The following is an 18,822-nucleotide window of genomic DNA, read 5'->3' as shown; positions in this document are numbered from 1 at the left end:
AGGTTAGCGCGATTCATACTTAACCCGTACAGTCATCAAGTAAAACTGGCCTCTTTCTGTTTTCTCTGGAGTCGCAGGGAGTCTGTTCTGAACTTTGGTATAAACAGACCCAATACATAAACACGGATCAGATACCATAAAAACGACTGTTCATTCAGGTCAGGTCGGATCAGGTGCTCAATTTTCTTATGAGCTGCCGGAGTTTCACTCCAGTGCAGGCCGGGGTGCATGTGGTGTATGGTGTGGAGACCATTGTTGAACATGAAGAAGTTAAGTGGCCAGCCTACGATATTCCTGGAATGGTTATATTCAGACTCCTCATCCGCATGTACGTGTTGGACGTAATTGAAGATCAGGACCGTATTTAATGATACCTGCTGAGGAATGATCACATAAATCAGGGCCTTTTGCCAGTCAATAAAAAAAGCCACACCAATCCAGGCCAGAAGACTTACGATCTGCAGGGTATAGAAAACAAACTGCTCCTTATTCTTTTTAAATTGCTGACGATAAAACTTACCAATCGCTTTCTGCTGGATCATCCCACTCATTGTCGGATAGATCAACAAGGTGAGCAGATTGTTCCTTTCCGAAACCATATAGGTTTTGGTATAGTCCTCCTCCTTATTATTAAATCTGTGATGATTTTTATTGTGAGTAGGGATCCATCCAAAAACCGGGAAGCCATAAAAGATCGTGATCCAACAACTGTGAAGCTGGTTTAGATATTTGTTTTTCCAAACCGGCAAGTGATTGTGATTGTGGGCAAAGACTGAGAAACAGATGGAGAAATAGAGATACAGCGCGTACAGCCACCCATTGAACTCCGGTGCATTCCAAAGCCAGAAAAACAATACTGTGGCCGCTACCATCCAGGTAAGAGTTTTAAGATCGGCTATTTTCCTTAACAAACTGAGGTTGTTTAATTTAACTAAATGTTTCTGACCACAAATTTAAGAAGAATCACGACACAACTTGCCTAAATATCCGGATATCGTAAAATTCAATTCGCAGACGTACTCCTCAAATGCTTTTCAAACACTTCCACCAGCTGTTCCTTTTTAAAGGGCTTGCTGATGAAGTCTTGCATACCAGCCTGTAAGCAAGCCTCAACATCTTCTTTCATCACATTTGCTGTCAAGGCAATAATCACCGGAGCTTTACCTTTCAGCTTCTCAGAGATTTCCTCCGCTGCCCTGATGCCACTTTTCTTTGGCATCTGAACATCCATCAATATGACATCAAACGACTGCTCCCGGGCCTTAGCTACTGCTTCCTCCCCATCACGGGCAAACCCGACATGCTTTATGCCGAGGCTCCCAAGAATTCGCTCCGTGACCATCATATTGATATCCTGGTCTTCTGCAATCAACACTCGAAGATTACTAAAATCAGACTGAATCTGATCATTTTTAGGTTTTTCTGCCATTCTGCTTCCCAGCTTTAAAGGAATAATGAAAAAGAAATTAGAGCCTTCACCTGGCACCGAGCTGAACCCTACTTCACCGCCCATATGCTCTGCCAGACTTTTGGCTATCGAAAGGCCCAGGCCGGTCCCTTCGATCATTAACTGATCGTGCGCTTTATAAAATTTACTGAAAAGCATGGCCTGATGCTCCTTAGCTATACCTATGCCGGTATCAATGACATTAAACATCAACCTCACGGCTGATTTACTACTCTTTTCAACACTTGCCTGCAAAGTAATAGAGCCTTTTTCTGTGTATTTAATGGCATTAACCAGAAAGTTGATCAGGATCTGACGGATCCTCTTAATATCTCCTGTCAAATGGCCCGGCACATTACCGCCCAGTTTCAGCTTAAGCTTTACCTCATCCGTCTTACCCTTCAGACGAGAACGCACTAAATTTAAGATTTCCTTAAGCTCAACCTCCAGGTGAAATACCTCCTCTTTCAAAGCCAGCTCCCCACTCTCTATCAAAGCCAGATCCAGCACATCACTGATCAGATTATTGAGTAGGTTACTTGAATAGCTGAGCTTCTGGATCAGATCTTTCTGATTCGCATCCAGCCTGGTATCTTGTAATAATTCTGTGATGCCAACAATACCATTTAGCGGGGTGCGCATTTCATGACTGATGGTAGCTAGAAACTCCGTTTTTGCTTTGTCAGCTGCCTGCGCATTCGTCTTTTCCTTTTCGAGTTCCTTGTTCACTTTTCTCAGATGGTACTTATCCACCAGGTATTCTCTCTTGAAAAAATAGAGCGCAAGCCAGATGATCAGCAGCATGGTGATGTTGGTAATGAAGAGGTCTAGCAGAAGCACCTGGTTATCTTTATAGGTAGGTGGCTGCACATAACCCGCATACTCAATGTATGAAAATGTAGCAACCACCACCACTAGCAGCAGGCAAAAGCCCAGGAAGTCGCGCAATTTGAGCACCATGAGGCCCGATATGAAAATGAGCACTACGAACCGAATGATGGCTCCCTGGAGTCCGCCTGAGGGGATCCAGGCCGCAATGACCATACCGATGACCACGTAATAATATACCAGTGACAGGATGCGAAAAGAAAATCCACGTCTGAAGAGGATCAGCAGGATGGTATAGATCACAAAACCAGAAGTATATACAAGCTGGATGGGCCAGTTATAGCCGATGAAGAAGCCATAAACCATGTAGATGCCCATCACACCTGCTGTGACGACCAGAGACACCAGAAACAATCGCTTCACTACTGGCTGGCTCCCCGTATCTTTGTCTGTTTTGTCAGCAATCTCCCTCATTAGATCTAATGTAAGTTAAGCATAACTGCTTTTTTAGCACTTAATAACTAGCTTATAAAAGTGTTGCACACATTCAATTAAAGACATATTTCAAAAAAAATTCAATTTTCCGGGTGATATATTCGTATAAAATGGAACCTATCAGTGAACAGTAACTAATTCTATCATGGTCATGGAAAAAACCAGAGACGCATTATTTACAGGTTTGTATCAAAAAGCATTTCCTGCAGTAGCCCGGTATGTCAGTGCCAGAGGTGGATCATTAGAAGATGCCCGGGAGATCTTTCAGGAGGGCTTAGTGCAATATTATGAAAAAGTTTTGATTGCAGGTTTTGAGCCAGACTCCAGTCACAAAAAATACCTTATCGGGGTTTGTAAAAACCTTTGGTTAAAAAATTCCCACGATGGACTAAAGATCCAATCAGATGATGACCTGGATATCGCTGATCCGGATCATGAACCTGCCGTAGCAACCATGAAGCTATTACAGGCTTTACAAATGGCCGGACAAAAGTGCCTGGACCTCCTGCAGTCATTCTACTATGAAAAGCTGCCTATGAAAACACTGGCAAACCGGTTTGGCTATGCCAGTGAACGATCTGCCACAGTGCAGAAGTACAAATGCCTGGAAAAGGTACGTGATGAAGTGAAACAAAAATCACTGACCTATGAGGACTTCCTTGATTAAGATCGAACAGTTGGAACGATACTCTTTCAAAACAGGCGACCCTGGAGAAATCCTGTTGACTGAAGCACAACTTCAGCTCGACCCTGAATTCGCCGAGCAGTTGGATTGGCAAAAGAAAACCTACCAGGTCATCAAAGCCTACGGCCGTCAGCAGCTCAGAAGGCAAATTTCGCACATAGATCACAAAATGTTTTCCGGTAAAAAAAACAAACCTTTCAGGGATAAAATCTTTTCATACTTCAACTAATTATTATGTCTCTACAAGCCAGTTTAATCCCCATGGTGGTAGATCAAACCAGTCGGGGAGAGCGCTCCTACGACATCTACAGCCTGCTGCTTAAAGAACGGATCGTCTTTTTAGGAACCTCTATTGATGATCAGGTAGCCAACGTTATTGTAGCACAGCTACTCTACCTCAACAGCCAGGATCCCAACCGCCAGATCGACCTGTATATTCAATCACCGGGAGGGGTGGTCTATGCAGGTTTAGCCATCTATGATGCCATGCAGATGATCTCCGCTCCAGTTTCAACTGTCGCTATGGGCTTTACAGGAAGTATGGCCACAGCTCTCCTTACCTGCGGTGCCAAAGGGAAGCGTTACGCTTTACCGCAGGCTACCATTCATATGCATCCTACGGGAGGCGGATCCAAAGGCTATACCGAAGATGTACGTATAGCAACCAGGGAGCAGGAACGCATCCAGGCTCAGCTTTTCCACATCATAGGAAAAAATACCGAACACAGTTGGAAAGAGATTGAGGAGTTTTTCCTGCGGGACAGGTACCTTAATGCATTGGAAGCTAAGGAATATGGATTAGTGGATGAGGTACTGGGGGATACTTCAACCCTAATCCGGTTAAGTAGTACAGATCAGCAAGTGGAGTTTTATAGTTAATTAGTTGCAGAGAACTGAAGATTAAGCTGTCTAAAACTCCCGGATAAACTTGATAAGATCCTGGGAGGGATTTAAACGTAGTTTTTTCTTTAGCCGGTTTCTGAACACTCTCAGACTTTCCTTTTTGATGATCATAGCCTTAGCGATCTCTGAGGAATTCATCCCCAACTTTATAAATGCCAGATGCTGCAGGTCATGTTTAGACAGATCCGGATAGCTAGTTGATATCTTCTCATAAAAATCCGGATGAACATTTTTGAAACGAATCATAAACCCTTCCCAATCATCGTCAAACTTGAGGGTCTCTCTTATGTAAGTCAATACACTTCGTAATTCCTGCCTTACCTTTGGCTCCAACTCCAGTACTTTGGCTTCCAGCTTTTCCATTACGGCTTTCTTTTTTTCCAAAAGAATGGTCGATGACATTAGGTTCTGTTGGAGGAGCTCACGTTCCCGCTTTTCCATTTCAGCCATCTTCCGGTCCTGGATATTGCGTGTACAACTCAATATAAGGATCACCTCGCCTTTTTTATTGCGTATTGGTTTGGTATAGCCTTCAAACCACTGGTAGCTGTTGTCCTTGAGACGAAACCTGAGTTCCAGTTTTTCAGGAAGGGCACTTTTACCTTCTTTTGTTGTACTGAGATTATCGGCCAATGAAGCCATGTGATCGGGATGAACAAAATCAATCGGGACTTTCCCCGCCAGATCTTCTGGTGTGTAGCCCATGATCTTTTCTGTAGAGGGACTGGCATACAGATATCGGCCATCCGCCGGATGGTGCAGACAGATTACATCCATCGTATTTTCTGATATCAACTTTAGTTTATCTATTTTTTGCTGTGCCAGCAGCCGGGAGAGGTTATCTCCATCAAGGCTTTTGTCCTCATTCAGATACCTCAGAAACTTCTCGGTCTCCTCAGCCTTTCCTGCCTGATCATGCGTGTGTTTTTCCTTCATTTTGTTAACGGTAAATTTTTCCTTCTGAATTCCATTCATGACTTCACCAGACCTTGTAAAAGTGAGTCAAGTTGCAAAAACAGAAAATATTTTACTTCATGTTAACGGATTGTTAACGCTTTGAGTCTAACCTATTTGCCTGGTTTTCTTCGAAGGTACATTTTTGGCACTTTACCAATATAGAATTAAATAATTTCTAGATCCGCCTCAATTCTGTAAACGCCGATTTCTATTAGTTTAAAAACAGTAACCACATATGAATGACTCAATTTTCAAGCTACAGTCAGCAATCATACTGGCTTTATGTTTGCTGCTCCTGGGGGCATGCAACGACGATGACAAAAAAGACGATCCGGCACCAGAGCCTGTACCTCCCACCATCAGTAGTTTCAGCCCGGCTACCGGGCTGGCTGGGGATACTATTGCCATCACTGGTGAGCATTTCAGTGCTACTGCCAGTGAGAACATCGTAGAATTCAATGGTATCTCAGCCACAGTAGATGCAGCTTCTACTAACTCATTGACAGTGGTAGTTCCTGAAGGAGCCAGCACTGGAAAGATCAGCGTCATGGTTAGTGAACAGATAGCAACCAGTGCAAATGATTTTACAGTACTATTCATCAAACAAATAGCCGCAGGAGTAGAACATACTTTGATTCTAAAATCTGACAATACCCTGTGGGCGACCGGACGTAATTTTTATGGTCAGTTAGCAGATGGGACCACCACTGATGTAACTACCCCAAAGCAAATCATGGAAGAAGTCAAAGCCATTGTTGCCGGAACTCAACACTCTTTGATCCTGAAAGAGGACCACACCTTGTGGGCAGCCGGACATAATAGTCAGGGTCAGCTAGGCGATGGAACTACCACTCCTATAACGTCCCCAAAGCAAATTATGGAAGGCGTAAAGGCCATGGCGGGAGGAGAGCTTCACACCTTAATCCTGAAAGACGACAATACCTTGTGGGCCACAGGATGGAATGATTACGGTCAGCTCGGGGATGGGACCACCACCGAAGTACACACCCCCAAGCAGGTTATGGATGGTGTCAAAGCCATTGCTACCGGTTTTTATCATTCTCTGATCCTAAAAGAGGACCATACCTTGTGGGGAGCCGGGTATAATCGTGTGGGTGAGTTAGGCGATGGGGCTACTAAAATAATCGAGCCAAAGCAGATCATGGGAAATGTCAAAAACGTTTTCGCCGGAGGCGCTCACACACTCTTTCTGAAAGACGACAATACCTTATGGGCCATGGGATGGAATGAATATGGTCAATTAGGCGATGGAACCACGACTGAAGTCAATACTACACCAAAACAAATCATGGAGGATGTCAAGGCGGCGGATGCCGGAGTTACCCACACGCTAATTCTGAAAGATGACAATACCTTGTGGGTTACTGGAAGTAATGAATTTGGTCAGCTGGGAGATGGAACTACCACAGACGTAACTATACCTAAACAAATTATGAAAGGTGTCAGGGCTGCGGTTGCCGGAGGTTATCACTCATTGATTTTCAAAGAAGACAATACACTATGGGTAACCGGGCAAAACATTTATGGTCAGTTGGGCGATGGAACTACGACCAATACAAGCACAGCAGTGCAATTAAGCTTTTGACCAAGACGATCTAAGCTAAAGCGAGTCCCAAAACAGCACCATATTTTTTCTAAATCATAAACTAAAATTATTTGAAATAACCCATGGTGCTCGTCATTTAGTTGATCGGGATCAAATAGAACCATTATGTTAAATACATTCTTGCTCAAAGCAACAATAATGGAACCAGGACCAGTGCAATCGAATCTGTATAAGCAATTTTTTAAGATGAACGGACAGTATCCGATCTCAGGTCGAAGTGGAAGGATTCACCATCCGCTTTTGTAAGCAAAAAATATTTAAAAAGTCAAAAACCAAACAAAATGAACGACTCAATTTTCAAGCTATCGTCAGCGATCATGCTGGCTTTATGTATGCTGCTCCTGGGGGCATGCAACGACGATGACAAAAAAGACGACCCGGCACCAGACCCAGTACCTCCCACCATCAGTAGTTTCAGCCCGGATACCGGGCTGGCGGGGGATACCATTGCCATCAATGGCGAAAACTTCAGCACCACCAAAACAGAAAATGTGGTGGAGATCAATGGTATGGCAGCAACGGTCATTAGTGCTTCGGCTGACAGCCTGACTATAACGGTACCGGAAGAGGCCACTACCGGCAAGGTCACGGTAACAGTAGATGAGCTGACAGCCACCAGCACCAAAGATTTCACCATACTGCCATCTCTGAAAGTCAGCGGCTTTTCGCCAACAAGCGGCCTGGCCGGAGACACTGTCACCATTACCGGAGAGAATTTCAGCGCCACAGCCAGTGAGAACGTGGTGGAGATCGGGGGCACTGTTGCACCCATCTCATCAGCCACCACTACAGAACTCAAGGTCACAGTACCGGAGGAGGCTGCGACTGGCAGCATCTCGGTGACGGCCCACAGGCAAACGGTCACCACCGGTGAAGATGTTTTCACAGTAATCCATTCCCCTGCCATTACAGGATTTTCACCAGCATGGGGAGCCATCGGCACAGATCTGACCATCTATGGAGAAAACTTCAGTGCCACACCCAAGGAAAATCTCGTAAAGATCGGAACCAGCACTGCCACAGTCACTGCTGCGACCACTACACAGCTGACCGTGACTGTACCAGACGGGGCAATTTCCGGCAGTGTGTTTGTTACGGTAAATGGACAGGTGGCTACTACAGGACAGAGTGTTTTTACAGTCATTTATACGCCGGTGATTAGCAGTTTCTCTCCTGCTCAGGGAGCTGTTGGCACTTCAGTGGTCATCAATGGAGAGCATTTCAGTGCCACACCAGAAGAAAATGAAGTCACCATCAGCGGTGCTACAGCTTCTGTGACAGCTGCCTCCACCACCCAACTGACCGTCACTGTGCCGGAAGATGCAACGACGGGAAGCATCACGGTCACAACAAAAGATCTGACCGGAACCAGCGGAGAGACCTTCTTTACCATCGTTGAAGGACCGATCATCAGCAGCTTTTCTCCTGAGAGTGGACTGCCGGGCGATGAGGTGATCATCACCGGAGAAAATTTCAGTACCACTGCAAGTGAAAACACCGTGAAGTTTGGCACAGTGGCGGCCACTGTCAGTGCCTCCACAGCAACCCAGCTTACAGTCACTGTCCCAGCTGATGCTGTTACTGGAAAGATATCCGTTACCACCAATGGCATTACGGCCACAAGCACCAACAATTACGCAGTTCTGCGTCCGGTCATCAACAGTTTTTCGCCTCAGAGTGGGGTGCCGGATGATGTGGTCACCATCACTGGAGAAAACTTCAGTCCGGTAATAGCCGAAAATATCGTCAAGTTTGGGTTCAGGCAAGCTACCATCACCGCTGCCTCAGCCACAGAGCTGACAGTTATTGTGCCTCAAGACCTTAATACCGGACTAAAAATTTCGGTCAACACAAACGGATTGTTGACTTATAGTGCAGACAATTTTACCGTGCCGCCCCCGCAGATCACCAGTTTTTCGCCTGAAAGCGGCGAGCTTGGGGATACGGTTACCATTACCGGAGCAAACTTCAGTCCGCTCATCGAAAAAAACACTGTGAAGATCAATGGTTCGCTGCCCACTATATTGTCAGCTACCAGCACTACACTGGTGGTGAAGGTATCCAAATGGGCCACCACAGGCAAGGTGTCTGTGACCAGTTGGTATCAAACCGCCACCAGCGTCAACGACTTTACCGTGCTGGATGTCGCGGTGACACATGTCTCACCTGGAGGCAACCACACGATGTTTTTGCGTGAAGACAATACGCTGTGGGCTTCGGGGGATAATACCTATGGCCAGCTGGGTGATGGTACCACTATAAGTGTCACTGAACCCAAGCTGATCATGGAAGATGTACTGGCCGTCAGCGCCGGGGGTTCCCATACCCTCATTCTGAAGACTGACCATACACTTTGGGGATGTGGCAACAACCAGTATGGACAGATGGGCATCGGGATGACCGATCTTTCGTCTATTGTCACTCCGATGCAGATCATGACTGATGTAAAGAAAGCTGTAGCAGGGCCAGCCAACTCGCTCATCCTGACCAACAGCAATGAGCTGTGGGTTTGTGGGCGGAATAACTACGGGCAGGTGGGCAACGGCGAAACAGCCAATGCAGAAATGTCACTGGCACTCATCAAGAGTGATGTGAAGACCATGGCCGCTGGAAATTTCCATACCATGGTTGTGACCAATGATGACAAGCTCTGGACCTGCGGATACAATGCAAAAGGGCAATTGGGTGATCACACCAAAACAAACTCGTCCACGCTGATAGAAATAACCGGGGGTGTGAAAGATGTGGCTGCCGGTATTTATCATTCGATGGTGCTAAAAGGCGATACCGTCTGGGCAACCGGAGATAACCTTGAGGGACAAATGGGTGCCGGGACATTGTCTGGCTCTGTTTCCCTTATCATGGTGGGCAAAAATATCCAGAAAATAGAGGCTGGTCAATATCACACGACTGCCCTTGGCACCGACAATTCAATGTGGGTGACTGGTAGTGATGATTTTAGGCAGGTGGGTATGAATGGGTTCGGCCCTACGACATTTACAGAGAGAGAATATGTGGTAACGGATGTCTTCAGTAGCGCCAACGCCACCTTCTACATCAAGGAGGGTAAATTGTGGGGTACCGGCAAAAATGACAGTGGCCAGATCGGCATTGGCACCACCTCCAATCCTGCCAGTCCGCAATGGATCTACTTCGTGAGATGACGTAGCTGTAAACAAACGGGGGGAGCTTCTCCCCGTTTGTTTGCTTTAGCAGGATAGCCCTGTAGATTCATAAAAGGCAGCTAAACGACAGTTCTATCTGTTAAACGAGTTTCAGAAGGACTGAATACTGATTTGAATGTACTTTGTATGCATGATGCATGTTTGCCAACACCCCACAATTATTTTGGCTCCTTCAAATGCGCTTTTGGAGTTCGACTTTCAAATACGCTGGTTTAATGATCCTACAGCGCTTTTCCTTACAAAAGGGCAGTACTTCAAAGAGGTTTCAGACACAAAAGTCAAAATCATTGAGCTAAAAAACCTTGGAGATCCTAAAGAATACAAATACCTCTTCTCACACATTACCGAGGTAGGCCACGTGGAAGATGATTCATCCCAAAAAGCTGGTGGTTTAACAGCCCTGCCGCATTTTCAGCAACGCTGGCTGAAAATGAATCCTTTTCACGCTTCCGCAAATGAGCTGGACATCCTTTTTACGACCAACGAACTTCTTGAAGAGAACCACGATTTACCATCATTTCTCTGGTCAAACAGCCCCGACTATCGAAAAGTAAACCAGGTAAGTCAGCAAAAGATCTCATTGTCACTTAAGCAATGGAGCCACCACAAGCTCATCAAAAAGGCCAAATACAGCCTTTTTCATACAGGCGGGTCGGTACAGGAGACTGCCTATCAGCTGGGCTTCAAAGACCCCTCTTATTTTGGAAGGTTTTTTAAATCCAAAACCAATCAAACCCCCGGTGAGTTTAGTGAGTCCCTGGGAAGGCCATTCCACCCGGACCTCTTGCTAAATCTGGAAAACCTGATCGAGCAGTACTATCGCCACCAGCATCAGATTCAGTTCTATGCAGATAAGCTGCATTTAACTCCAAAAACACTGGCAAGAAGAGTTCAGCAGAATTTCAATCTTTCCGTAAAAGAGCTCATCCAGCAGCGGCTGCTTACGGAAGCCAGAAAAATGATCTGTAAGAACGAAAAGATCTCCACCATTGCCTTTGCTTTAGGATTTGAAGAAGTCAGTCATTTCTCTACTTTCTTCAAAAACCAAACAGGCCTTTCTCCCATTGATTTCCATCAAAAAAGTACCAGGTAAAGGGAAATTTTCGTAACCAGCCGGCCCAGGTCCAAAGCTAGGTTTGCATTATCAAACTTTAACAAAAAAAGATTATGCAAGAATTAGTGAAAGAAATGGACGCAATGGTCCTGGAGGGGCAGATCCCTCAGGCCGTCCAGGCATTTTTTGCCGAAAAAGCCCATACAAAAGACGTAGACGGTTCTGAAACTTCTACATGTGAAGAAGCCCTGACCAAACTTACAGGCTTCGTAGGCAACATTGCCAACGTCAGGGAGATCACCCTTTTAAGCTCCTCATTTAATCCCCAGGTATCTATGTCTGAGTTTCGGTTCCACTTTGATATGAAAGACGGAAGTGAGATCCTGTGGCATGAAGTGATCCGGCGTAAATGGGAAAATGGAAAGGTGATCGATGAAGTGTATTTCCAAAATTGACCTGAATGATCACCCCGGCATTATGATAATTAAAAACAGATTAATTGTTCCACAATCAAACTCAATAAGTGTCATGAAAAAAACAATCTATTCATTCGCAATTCTATTGGCAGCAGTATTTTCTGCAAACGCACAAGCATACAATACCGACGACAGTAAAATTACCCTCCAGGGGTACAGTCCGGTTTCTTACCTGGACCTGGGTATCGCTCAGAAAGGTCTGAAAGAGTATAAATCTACTTACGACGGACTTAGCTATTATTTCACAAGCAAGGATCAAAAGAAAACCTTTGATGAAAATCCAGGCAAATATTTGCCGCAGTACGGCGGATACTGTGCTTTCGGGATTTCTGTGGGCGCCAAATTCCGGGTGAATCCACACAAATTTGTGGTAAAAGATGGCAAATACTTCCTATTTCTTTATGACCTGGAAGTGGATGCTCAGCAGCTTTGGCTGGACGGCAGCCACGATAAGCTGGTAGCTAAAGCCAATAAAAACTGGACCTCACTGAAAAACAAGTAAATTCGTTACATGGTGAGCAGAAAGTGGCAGTTCGGACACAAGGGGTTCTTCTTGTTCGGCTCCACTTTCTCAATTTTATGAATCAAGTCAAGCGTTAACAGAAATGAACCTTTCTGAAGAGATCCACGGATGTGATATTTGTAAACAACACCTGCCATTAGGTCCGCGTCCTGTCTTTCAGTTTAGCCCCGAATCCCAAATGGTGGTGGTGGGCCAGGCACCGGGCAAAAAGGTTTACGAATCAGGCGTACCCTGGGATGATGCCAGTGGAGAACGATTACGGGAGTGGATGGGAATAGATAAAACGGTGTTCTACGATGAGAGGCAGGTAGCATTGATCCCAATGGGGTTTTGCTATCCGGGAAAAGGAAAATCCGGTGACCTGCCACCCAGACCGGAATGCGCGGAAACCTGGCATGAAAAGATCTTTGGTCAGATGAAAAGGATACAGCTCACCATACTCATAGGACAATATGCACAAAAATATTACCTGCAAGACCGGATCAAGAAAACACTGACAGATACGGTAAGGTCATTTAAAGATTATCCCCCCGAAATCATTCCACTACCACACCCTTCCCCACGCAATAACATTTGGCTCAAAAAGAATGAATGGTTTGAGCGGGAGCTCATCCCGGTTTTGAGAGATAGAGTGGGTCATCTTTTGATTTAGCCAAACTTCCTAGCCGGGTCCTGACAGGCGGAGATCTCAACTCTCCATCAACCTGTCCCCCGACAGGCGTTTCCTGAATGTTCACCTAGCCACAAACAATCTTCCTAAACTCCCGGATCACCTCTTTATCCACCACCTTTGTGAAATATTCCGAGTCGGGAAGAGCCCCCATGCTTACCTTTTCATTTCGAAAGCGCATAGGACTCTCTACCTTTTTACGACCGCTCACATGAATTTCACTGATGCCCGTTTCCTTCACAAAAGCCTCAACATTATGAAGCCGTACTCCTCCGCCTGCCAGGATAATGATGCGGTCTCCGGCCTGCTGAACAAGCTGTTTAATGACGTCCTTTCCGCTGATTACATCAGCATGCAAACCGGAAGTCAACACCCGATCCACTCCCAAAGCAATCAGGTCCTCCAGCGCCTGTTTTGGATCATTGACCATATCAAATGCCCGGTGAAAAGTCACATTCATGGGCCTGGCCAGTCGAATAAGGTCCTCCGTCCGCTGTTTGTCTACGGTACCGTCTTCATTGAGACAACCAAAAACCACTCCGTCAGCGCCCGATTCCTTTGCCACTTGTATGTCCAGCTTCATTACTTCAAACTCGTCCGGAGAATAAAGGAAATCCCCGCCTCTGGGCCGGATCATTACCTGTAAACCTATATTGATCTTTTCACGGACATGCCGGATCATCCCGATGCTTGGCGTAGTACCTCCCTCCACCAGGTTATCACACAGCTCTACACGATCAGCCCCACCTGCCTGGGCGGCTAATGCCGATGCTACTGAATCAATACATACCTCCAATTTTCCAGACATGGGACAAACATAGGTTCATTTGTTTCAATCTGTTATTTTTAACCTATGGAAATGAGCAAAACCGTAGAAGAATACATTGATAAGCAATCCGATTGGGCGGATGCACTCAAAAAGCTCCGAAGTATCATCTCGAAAACAGAAATGGATGAAACTGTAAAGTGGGGAATACCTACCTACACCATCGGTGGTAAAAATGTAGTGGGCATTGGTGCTTTTAAAAGCTATGCCGGACTTTGGTTTTTCAATGGATCATTTCTGAAAGACCCCAAAAACCTGCTGATCAACGCCCAGGAAGGCAAAACCAGGGGCTTGCGCCAAATGCGATTCCAATCCATAGAGGAAATCGATGAAGCGATTATCCGTCCCTACTTACTTGAAGCTATTGAAAACCAAAAGCAGGGGAAAGAGATCAGGCCCGAGAAAAAACCGCTGGTGATCCCCGACGAACTAAAAGAGGCATTAAGTCAGGATGGGAGCCTTTCCGAAGCTTTTGATGAACTCAGCCAGGGAAGGCAAAAAGAATATGCCGAGTACATTGCAGAAGCAAAACGGGAAGAAACAAAGCTCAACCGCCTGGAAAAGATCAAACCTATGATCCAGCAGAGAATAGGCCTGAATGACAAATACAAATCATGAGACAGATGAATGCACGTTCCTTTCTGATCCTGCTTGTGGTTTGTATCAATTGTTGTACCTCCACTGATCAAAAAATAGTTACTGCCAAACTGGAAAGTAACACCGGATCTCTTCTCCAGGCTATCAGCATCATTGATGCAAAAGCAGCCTGGATCAGCGGTCACGAAGCAACATTTCTCAGAACCATAGACGGGGGCAAAAGCTGGGAGGTTTTCAGGCATGAAAGCGATACCCTGCAATTCCGTGACCTACATGCGATTGATAAGGACAATATCGTTCTGATGTCCGCCGGGCCTGGAGCGGCTTCCAGGATCTTCCGGTTTTCTGCCGCAGACGGATGGAAAGAAACCTATGTCATGGACCACCCGGAAGGTTTTCTAAACACAATAGAATTTTGGAATGACGAAAAAGGCCTTGCTTTTGGTGACAGTTTCAATGGAGAGCTTTTCATCCTGAAGACGACTGACGGAGGAAGCTCCTGGAAACGAATAGATCCTGAAAAACTACCACCAGCTGGTGAAGGAGAAGGCGGTTTTGCTGCAAGCGGCACCTGCATCGCTACCCTGCCGGAAGGCAAAGCCTGGATCGCAACGGGCGCCGGGGGCAATGCCAGGGTTTTAAGTACGGTTGATTTTGGAGAAACATGGACTTCCGTAGATACCCCCATGCCGAAAGGACCAATGGCAGGTACGTTTTCCATCCGTATGGCTACAGAAAAGCTTGGCACACTATCCGGAGGAGATCTGGAGAAAGAATTGCCAGGCGATCATCTCGCTCTTACGGAAGATGGAGGTAAAACCTGGCAGTTGGCAAAGGATCCAGTGACCAGGGGTACCCTCTACGGGTCTGATCTGATCCTCCTGAAGGACCAATGGTATTGGTTTATCTGCGGGCCTGAGGGTATGGACTATACTACAGACCTGGGTGAAAGCTGGGTCAATCTGGATAATGCAAATTACTGGGCGGTAGACATCCACCCGGATGGCTTGGGCTATGCGGTGGGTAAAGGTGGAAATATCATTCGGATAGACCTTCAATAAGGTATAAGTTCCAGTGAGGAACACTTTCTTATTATTATCCTTTGTCAAGTAGCAAGTAAGCAGTAAGGGAGTATAGGGTTGATTTTTCTATAACTCCCATCGGCCCGGGAAAAGGGTTGTTGCCGGTTATGTTTATCTGTTAAGTGCAGATATGTCAAAAAAGAAGGAGGCAAAGCACAAACCTTTTTAATAAAAACAGCCTACACCATCATGATTTACTGGTGAGATATATGATATCCAGTGCTCTGCAGGGTACTTTCCGGTAGAGAGGATGACGTCCTGCGCTCTGCAGGACAGTTTCCGGTGGGCGGAAAGCGTGCTGCGCTCCGCATGGGACTTTCCGGTGAAGGGGAAGACGTGCTGCGCCGTGCAGGAAGGTTTCCGGTGGGCGGAAAACGCCCTGCGCTCAGCATGAATGTCTACTTATAAAATTGCATGTAAGCCGCCAGGAAATCTGCTTGCCCGTGGATCGTGAGCCACTTCAGCATTAAACATCCGGTCTACTACCGATGACCTGTTTGTAAAAGATGCTGTATTTCGGGGAATTTACAGATTTGTTATCAGTCAATATTGTGGCCTTATCTAAAGAGGCTGGCCTCCTGAGAGACTTTCCCCGACAGTATCCTGTTACACAAAAATAAAACCGGCGACCTATTGATTATTTATAAATAATATTTTATTATTGTTTTTCAATAATTAAAAATTGATAAACAATCATGAAATTCACATTTCTTTCCGTTTCAAAAATTGTGGTTTGGGTATTTCAGGGGCTATTTGGAGTCATCGGCCTCCTGGGGTTATTCCTTTTTCTCTTTGTGAAAGACACATCTTACAACTTCAATCTTGGATACCTGGAGGTTGAGAAGTCTGTAGAGCTACTTGCAGACAATCCCTCTCTGAGCGTGACGCCAAAAGAAGATGGATATGTCACTCCTGAATTGGAAATACGCAACGTATCACTGGATTTTCCCACGGGTCAGAGTGGTTTAAAGCTCTTAATGGTTACTTTATTCCTCCTTTCTATTGGGGTGATCCTTTTTGGCCTTGAGCAGCTGAAGCAGATGATCTTGAGCGTAGAGCATGGTAATCCATTCATTCGGAAGAACGTCTGGCGCATCTATATACTGGGAGCCTTAATTTGTTGGATACCATTACTAGAAACCATCTTTCGGTTTTTCAGTAATCGCTGGTTGCTTAATCACTACGATCTGGTTGGTATTTACCTGTCAAATAATCCTTCTAACGTTGGCTTCTGGTTTCTTGCAACCATACTTTTATTCACCATTGGAAAGATCTTCGAGCAGGGGATTAAGCTACGAGAAGAACAGGAATTAACTGTTTAAAACGAATACCCTTCCCGCCAGGAAATCCAAACCAAAAATTCAATGAAAAAAATACAGTTCATCTATTCCTTCGTTGTACTTGCCAAGTACTTCATGATCATTGGAGCCCTTTTCGGCATCATCTTTTTTATTTTTCTCCCGATCCAGGATCAAAGTTTTGTGGATGCTAAAAACTTTGAATACAATCTGGGAGACATCTTTTGGGAAGTTCATTCTTCAGAAATAAAGGAGGCGCTGAGGGAGGTCTTACCTGATACCGAAAATAAGATGTTGCTTGAAGTAAATCGAGTGGATGTGTCTTTGCCCATTACAATACAGATCAAGATTATTTCAGTTCTTCTTATTCTGATCTACTCAGGATATACGATATTGATCATTCACTACATCAGCTCAATTATACGACGTATAAAACTGGGCGACATTTTCAATAAGCTCAATATCAAACAATTGAAAAGGATCGGTTTACTGGTAGCGATTTCCCCTATCGTGGAGTCCCTGATTCAGTCAGCTTTTACGCTCTGGTTAAGCTCAAAATATTACCTGAAGGATTTTCACCTCGAGGCGGAAAGCAGGCTTGGCTGGTCATTTTTTATTTTAGGCTTACTAATTTATGCGCTGACTATCGCTTTCGAGCAGGGTCTGTCCATAAAAGAAGAAAACGAACTTACCATCTGATATGCCGATCGTAGTAAACCTTGATGTGATGATGGCCAGGCGAAAAATACGGTCTAAAGAGCTCGCCGAACGGATCGGGATCACGGAAGCCAACCTTTCTATCCTCAAAACCGGCAAGGCAAAGGCCATTAGATTTTCCACATTGGAAGCACTTTGTAAGGAATTGGACTGCCAGCCAGCAGATATCCTGGAATATTCGGATTAATTTATTCAAAATCTCCAGACTGTCCCCCGACAGTCTGGACTTATAACCCCAAAACATCAGGCTGTCCTCCGGCAGACTTGATTGCTATCAAAAACTCTCTAGCGGATTTCGCTCTACACCCTCAAAAGTGATCTTGACAGGTTTGATAAAACCTTCATTGTCAAATTCCAGCTTATCTATACAGGTAACACGATGATTATGATGTGTTTCATCCAAAGGTCTGCGATGATACACGATGTACCATTCCTCTTTTCCAGGCACTTTGATCAGGGAATGATGACCCGCACCGGTAGCAACTTTCGGATCCTGCTGAAGCACAACTCCGATCCGTTCAAACGGACCAAAAGGCGAATCGCTAATCGCATAAGCCACCCGGTAATCAGGACCGCCCCAACCACCTTCAGACCACATGAAGTAGTACTTGCCATCCTTCTTAAACATAAAAGGCCCCTCTACATAGCCTTCAGGCGTGATCTCACGAAAGGTAGTACCATCTTCGTAAGGTTCAAATCCGGTAAAGTCATCATTCAGCTTTACAATGTTGCAGTGTCTCCAACCGCCATAGATCATGTAATATTGATCGCCATCTTTGAAAACAAACTGGTCAATGGGCTGAGCACCGTTATGAAATTTGCTCAGCAGAGGTTCTCCAAGATGATCTTTAAAGGGTCCTTGCGGTTGGTCAGCTACCGCAACACCTATTCCCCCAACTGCCTCATCATTCTGAATATCATTGGCAGCAAAAAACAGGAAGTACTTTCCGTCTTTCTCAATAATCGCCAGTGCCCACATGGCGCTATCTGCCCAGCTGACTGCCGCAGTATCGATGATCCGCTCATGCTTTTCCCAGGTGATCAGATCCTTAGAGGAGAAAGCATCCATAAACACCTGCCTGTCATAAGTATCCGAGTAGGTTGGATAGATCCAATACTGATCTTTAAAAACAATGCCCTCCGGATCAGCATACCAACCCTCAAAGAGCGGATTGCCTGACATGACCGGCTTTTCTGAGCAAGACAAACAGTACAGCAGTAGAATCAATAGAAAATAGACTCGTTTCATCACTTTCAATTTGGAATAAAACTATCAAAATTTTGATTGCTGAAATGTTTTAACCCATTTCATTATTTTGCAGCCATGAAATGGGCATGATCATTTTATTCAGAAAAGTCACAACCGGGCCAACGTGGATGATTGCACCGGCGAACCACTAAAATGATCTTGAGAATTCCCGGCGGGAAACCTCATGTGCCCGATAAAGATAA

19 protein-coding genes are annotated in these 18,822 nt (G+C 45.3%); 14 read left to right on the top strand and 5 right to left on the bottom strand.

Annotated elements, in window-relative coordinates; translation table 11 throughout:
* Window positions 1-35: 35 nt before the first annotated feature.
* The gene (locus AC3E9V_RS24140) at window positions 36-911 is read right to left on the bottom strand and encodes a fatty acid desaturase family protein (RefSeq protein ID WP_488750739.1); all 876 of its coding nucleotides are present in this window, start codon (window positions 909-911) and stop codon (window positions 36-38) included.
* 92 nt (window positions 912-1,003) lie between these two features.
* Window positions 1,004-2,749, bottom strand: a complete 1,746-nt coding sequence (locus AC3E9V_RS24135) for a response regulator (protein ID WP_488750738.1) — start codon at window positions 2,747-2,749, stop codon at window positions 1,004-1,006.
* A gap of 172 nt (window positions 2,750-2,921) precedes the next feature.
* Here AC3E9V_RS24135 and AC3E9V_RS24130 point away from each other — a divergent pair, with 172 nt between their 5' ends.
* The 3 genes from AC3E9V_RS24130 to AC3E9V_RS24120 are packed head-to-tail and all read left to right on the top strand — an operon-like array spanning window position 2,922 to window position 4,334.
* On the top strand, window positions 2,922-3,437 hold the full coding sequence (locus tag AC3E9V_RS24130) for an RNA polymerase sigma factor (protein ID WP_488750737.1): 516 nt from the start codon (window positions 2,922-2,924) through the stop codon (window positions 3,435-3,437).
* Complete coding sequence (locus tag AC3E9V_RS24125; protein WP_488750736.1) at window positions 3,418-3,684, top strand: hypothetical protein; 267 nt, start codon at window positions 3,418-3,420, stop codon at window positions 3,682-3,684. Before AC3E9V_RS24130 ends, AC3E9V_RS24125 begins: the two co-directional genes overlap by 20 nt.
* A gap of 5 nt (window positions 3,685-3,689) precedes the next feature.
* Complete coding sequence (locus tag AC3E9V_RS24120; protein ID WP_488750735.1) at window positions 3,690-4,334, top strand: ClpP family protease; 645 nt, start codon at window positions 3,690-3,692, stop codon at window positions 4,332-4,334.
* 30 nt (window positions 4,335-4,364) lie between these two features.
* On the opposite strand, the gene AC3E9V_RS24115 is transcribed toward AC3E9V_RS24120, so the two are convergent.
* Window positions 4,365-5,294 carry a PAS domain S-box protein gene (locus AC3E9V_RS24115; protein WP_488750734.1) on the bottom strand — a complete coding sequence of 310 codons (930 nt, stop codon included), beginning with the start codon at window positions 5,292-5,294 and terminating at the stop codon, window positions 4,365-4,367.
* A 256-nt stretch (window positions 5,295-5,550) separates the two neighbouring features.
* Between AC3E9V_RS24115 and AC3E9V_RS24110 the strand changes: the two genes are divergently transcribed.
* From AC3E9V_RS24110 to AC3E9V_RS24085, 6 genes are all read left to right on the top strand, one after another.
* Window positions 5,551-6,921, top strand: a complete 1,371-nt coding sequence (locus AC3E9V_RS24110) for an RCC1 domain-containing protein (protein WP_488750733.1) — start codon at window positions 5,551-5,553, stop codon at window positions 6,919-6,921.
* A gap of 302 nt (window positions 6,922-7,223) precedes the next feature.
* A complete protein-coding gene (locus tag AC3E9V_RS24105; protein ID WP_488750732.1) occupies window positions 7,224-10,106 on the top strand; it encodes an IPT/TIG domain-containing protein in 2,883 nt (960 codons plus the stop codon).
* 184 nt (window positions 10,107-10,290) lie between these two features.
* Window positions 10,291-11,220 (top strand): helix-turn-helix domain-containing protein, encoded by a 930-nt coding sequence (locus tag AC3E9V_RS24100; protein ID WP_488750731.1) that lies wholly within the window; start codon window positions 10,291-10,293, stop codon window positions 11,218-11,220.
* Between the two features lie 74 nt (window positions 11,221-11,294).
* Window positions 11,295-11,636: a hypothetical protein gene (locus AC3E9V_RS24095; protein ID WP_488750730.1), complete on the top strand. Its 342-nt coding sequence runs from the start codon at window positions 11,295-11,297 to the stop codon at window positions 11,634-11,636.
* A gap of 73 nt (window positions 11,637-11,709) precedes the next feature.
* Entirely contained in the window at window positions 11,710-12,159 is a 450-nt protein-coding gene (locus AC3E9V_RS24090; RefSeq protein ID WP_488750729.1) for a YHS domain-containing (seleno)protein, read from the top strand.
* A 103-nt stretch (window positions 12,160-12,262) separates the two neighbouring features.
* Window positions 12,263-12,832 carry a uracil-DNA glycosylase family protein gene (locus AC3E9V_RS24085; protein ID WP_488750728.1) on the top strand — a complete coding sequence of 190 codons (570 nt, stop codon included), beginning with the start codon at window positions 12,263-12,265 and terminating at the stop codon, window positions 12,830-12,832.
* Window positions 12,833-12,917: 85 nt separating this feature from the next.
* Here AC3E9V_RS24085 and AC3E9V_RS24080 read toward each other — a convergent pair whose 3' ends face one another.
* Window positions 12,918-13,658, bottom strand: coding sequence for a copper homeostasis protein CutC (locus AC3E9V_RS24080; RefSeq protein WP_488750727.1), 741 nt, complete (start codon window positions 13,656-13,658; stop codon window positions 12,918-12,920).
* Window positions 13,659-13,709: 51 nt separating this feature from the next.
* Between AC3E9V_RS24080 and AC3E9V_RS24075 the strand changes: the two genes are divergently transcribed.
* The 5 genes from AC3E9V_RS24075 (at window position 13,710) to AC3E9V_RS24055 (ending at window position 17,557) form a co-directional block, all read left to right on the top strand.
* On the top strand, window positions 13,710-14,294 hold the full coding sequence (locus AC3E9V_RS24075; RefSeq protein WP_488750726.1) for a YdeI/OmpD-associated family protein: 585 nt from the start codon (window positions 13,710-13,712) through the stop codon (window positions 14,292-14,294).
* Window positions 14,291-15,334: a WD40/YVTN/BNR-like repeat-containing protein gene (locus AC3E9V_RS24070; RefSeq protein ID WP_488750725.1), complete on the top strand. Its 1,044-nt coding sequence runs from the start codon at window positions 14,291-14,293 to the stop codon at window positions 15,332-15,334. Before AC3E9V_RS24075 ends, AC3E9V_RS24070 begins: the two co-directional genes overlap by 4 nt.
* A 716-nt stretch (window positions 15,335-16,050) precedes the next feature.
* A complete protein-coding gene (locus tag AC3E9V_RS24065) occupies window positions 16,051-16,677 on the top strand; it encodes a DUF2975 domain-containing protein (protein WP_488750724.1) in 627 nt (208 codons plus the stop codon).
* A 42-nt stretch (window positions 16,678-16,719) separates the two neighbouring features.
* Window positions 16,720-17,352, top strand: coding sequence for a DUF2975 domain-containing protein (locus AC3E9V_RS24060; protein ID WP_488750723.1), 633 nt, complete (start codon window positions 16,720-16,722; stop codon window positions 17,350-17,352).
* 1 nt (window position 17,353) lies between these two features.
* Window positions 17,354-17,557: a helix-turn-helix domain-containing protein gene (locus AC3E9V_RS24055; protein WP_488750722.1), complete on the top strand. Its 204-nt coding sequence runs from the start codon at window positions 17,354-17,356 to the stop codon at window positions 17,555-17,557.
* An 87-nt stretch (window positions 17,558-17,644) separates the two neighbouring features.
* Here AC3E9V_RS24055 and AC3E9V_RS24050 read toward each other — a convergent pair whose 3' ends face one another.
* A complete protein-coding gene (locus AC3E9V_RS24050; RefSeq protein ID WP_488750721.1) occupies window positions 17,645-18,619 on the bottom strand; it encodes a glycoside hydrolase family 43 protein in 975 nt (324 codons plus the stop codon).
* Window positions 18,620-18,822 lie beyond the last annotated feature (203 nt).

The organism is Marinoscillum sp. HNIBRBA16962 (assembly GCF_057801515.1).
This window is presented reverse-complemented; position numbering and strand designations above follow the sequence as displayed.

What these genes read in the sequence shown, in the direction of transcription:
- AC3E9V_RS24135 (WP_488750738.1), bottom strand. Translation starts at nt 2,749, where the DNA reads ATGAGGGAGATTGCTGACAAAACAGACAAAGATACGGGGAGCCAGCCA.
- AC3E9V_RS24130 (WP_488750737.1), top strand. Translation starts at nt 2,922, where the DNA reads ATGGAAAAAACCAGAGACGCATTATTTACAGGTTTGTATCAAAAAGCA.
- AC3E9V_RS24125 (WP_488750736.1), top strand. Translation starts at nt 3,418, where the DNA reads ATGAGGACTTCCTTGATTAAGATCGAACAGTTGGAACGATACTCTTTC.
- AC3E9V_RS24120 (WP_488750735.1), top strand. Translation starts at nt 3,690, where the DNA reads ATGTCTCTACAAGCCAGTTTAATCCCCATGGTGGTAGATCAAACCAGT.
- AC3E9V_RS24115 (WP_488750734.1), bottom strand. Translation starts at nt 5,294, where the DNA reads ATGAAGGAAAAACACACGCATGATCAGGCAGGAAAGGCTGAGGAGACC.
- AC3E9V_RS24110 (WP_488750733.1), top strand. Translation starts at nt 5,551, where the DNA reads ATGAATGACTCAATTTTCAAGCTACAGTCAGCAATCATACTGGCTTTA.
- AC3E9V_RS24105 (WP_488750732.1), top strand. Translation starts at nt 7,224, where the DNA reads ATGAACGACTCAATTTTCAAGCTATCGTCAGCGATCATGCTGGCTTTA.
- AC3E9V_RS24095 (WP_488750730.1), top strand. Translation starts at nt 11,295, where the DNA reads ATGCAAGAATTAGTGAAAGAAATGGACGCAATGGTCCTGGAGGGGCAG.
- AC3E9V_RS24090 (WP_488750729.1), top strand. Translation starts at nt 11,710, where the DNA reads ATGAAAAAAACAATCTATTCATTCGCAATTCTATTGGCAGCAGTATTT.
- AC3E9V_RS24085 (WP_488750728.1), top strand. Translation starts at nt 12,263, where the DNA reads ATGAACCTTTCTGAAGAGATCCACGGATGTGATATTTGTAAACAACAC.
- AC3E9V_RS24080 (WP_488750727.1), bottom strand. Translation starts at nt 13,658, where the DNA reads ATGTCTGGAAAATTGGAGGTATGTATTGATTCAGTAGCATCGGCATTA.
- AC3E9V_RS24075 (WP_488750726.1), top strand. Translation starts at nt 13,710, where the DNA reads ATGAGCAAAACCGTAGAAGAATACATTGATAAGCAATCCGATTGGGCG.
- AC3E9V_RS24070 (WP_488750725.1), top strand. Translation starts at nt 14,291, where the DNA reads ATGAGACAGATGAATGCACGTTCCTTTCTGATCCTGCTTGTGGTTTGT.
- AC3E9V_RS24065 (WP_488750724.1), top strand. Translation starts at nt 16,051, where the DNA reads ATGAAATTCACATTTCTTTCCGTTTCAAAAATTGTGGTTTGGGTATTT.
- AC3E9V_RS24060 (WP_488750723.1), top strand. Translation starts at nt 16,720, where the DNA reads ATGAAAAAAATACAGTTCATCTATTCCTTCGTTGTACTTGCCAAGTAC.
- AC3E9V_RS24055 (WP_488750722.1), top strand. Translation starts at nt 17,354, where the DNA reads ATGCCGATCGTAGTAAACCTTGATGTGATGATGGCCAGGCGAAAAATA.
- AC3E9V_RS24050 (WP_488750721.1), bottom strand. Translation starts at nt 18,619, where the DNA reads ATGAAACGAGTCTATTTTCTATTGATTCTACTGCTGTACTGTTTGTCT.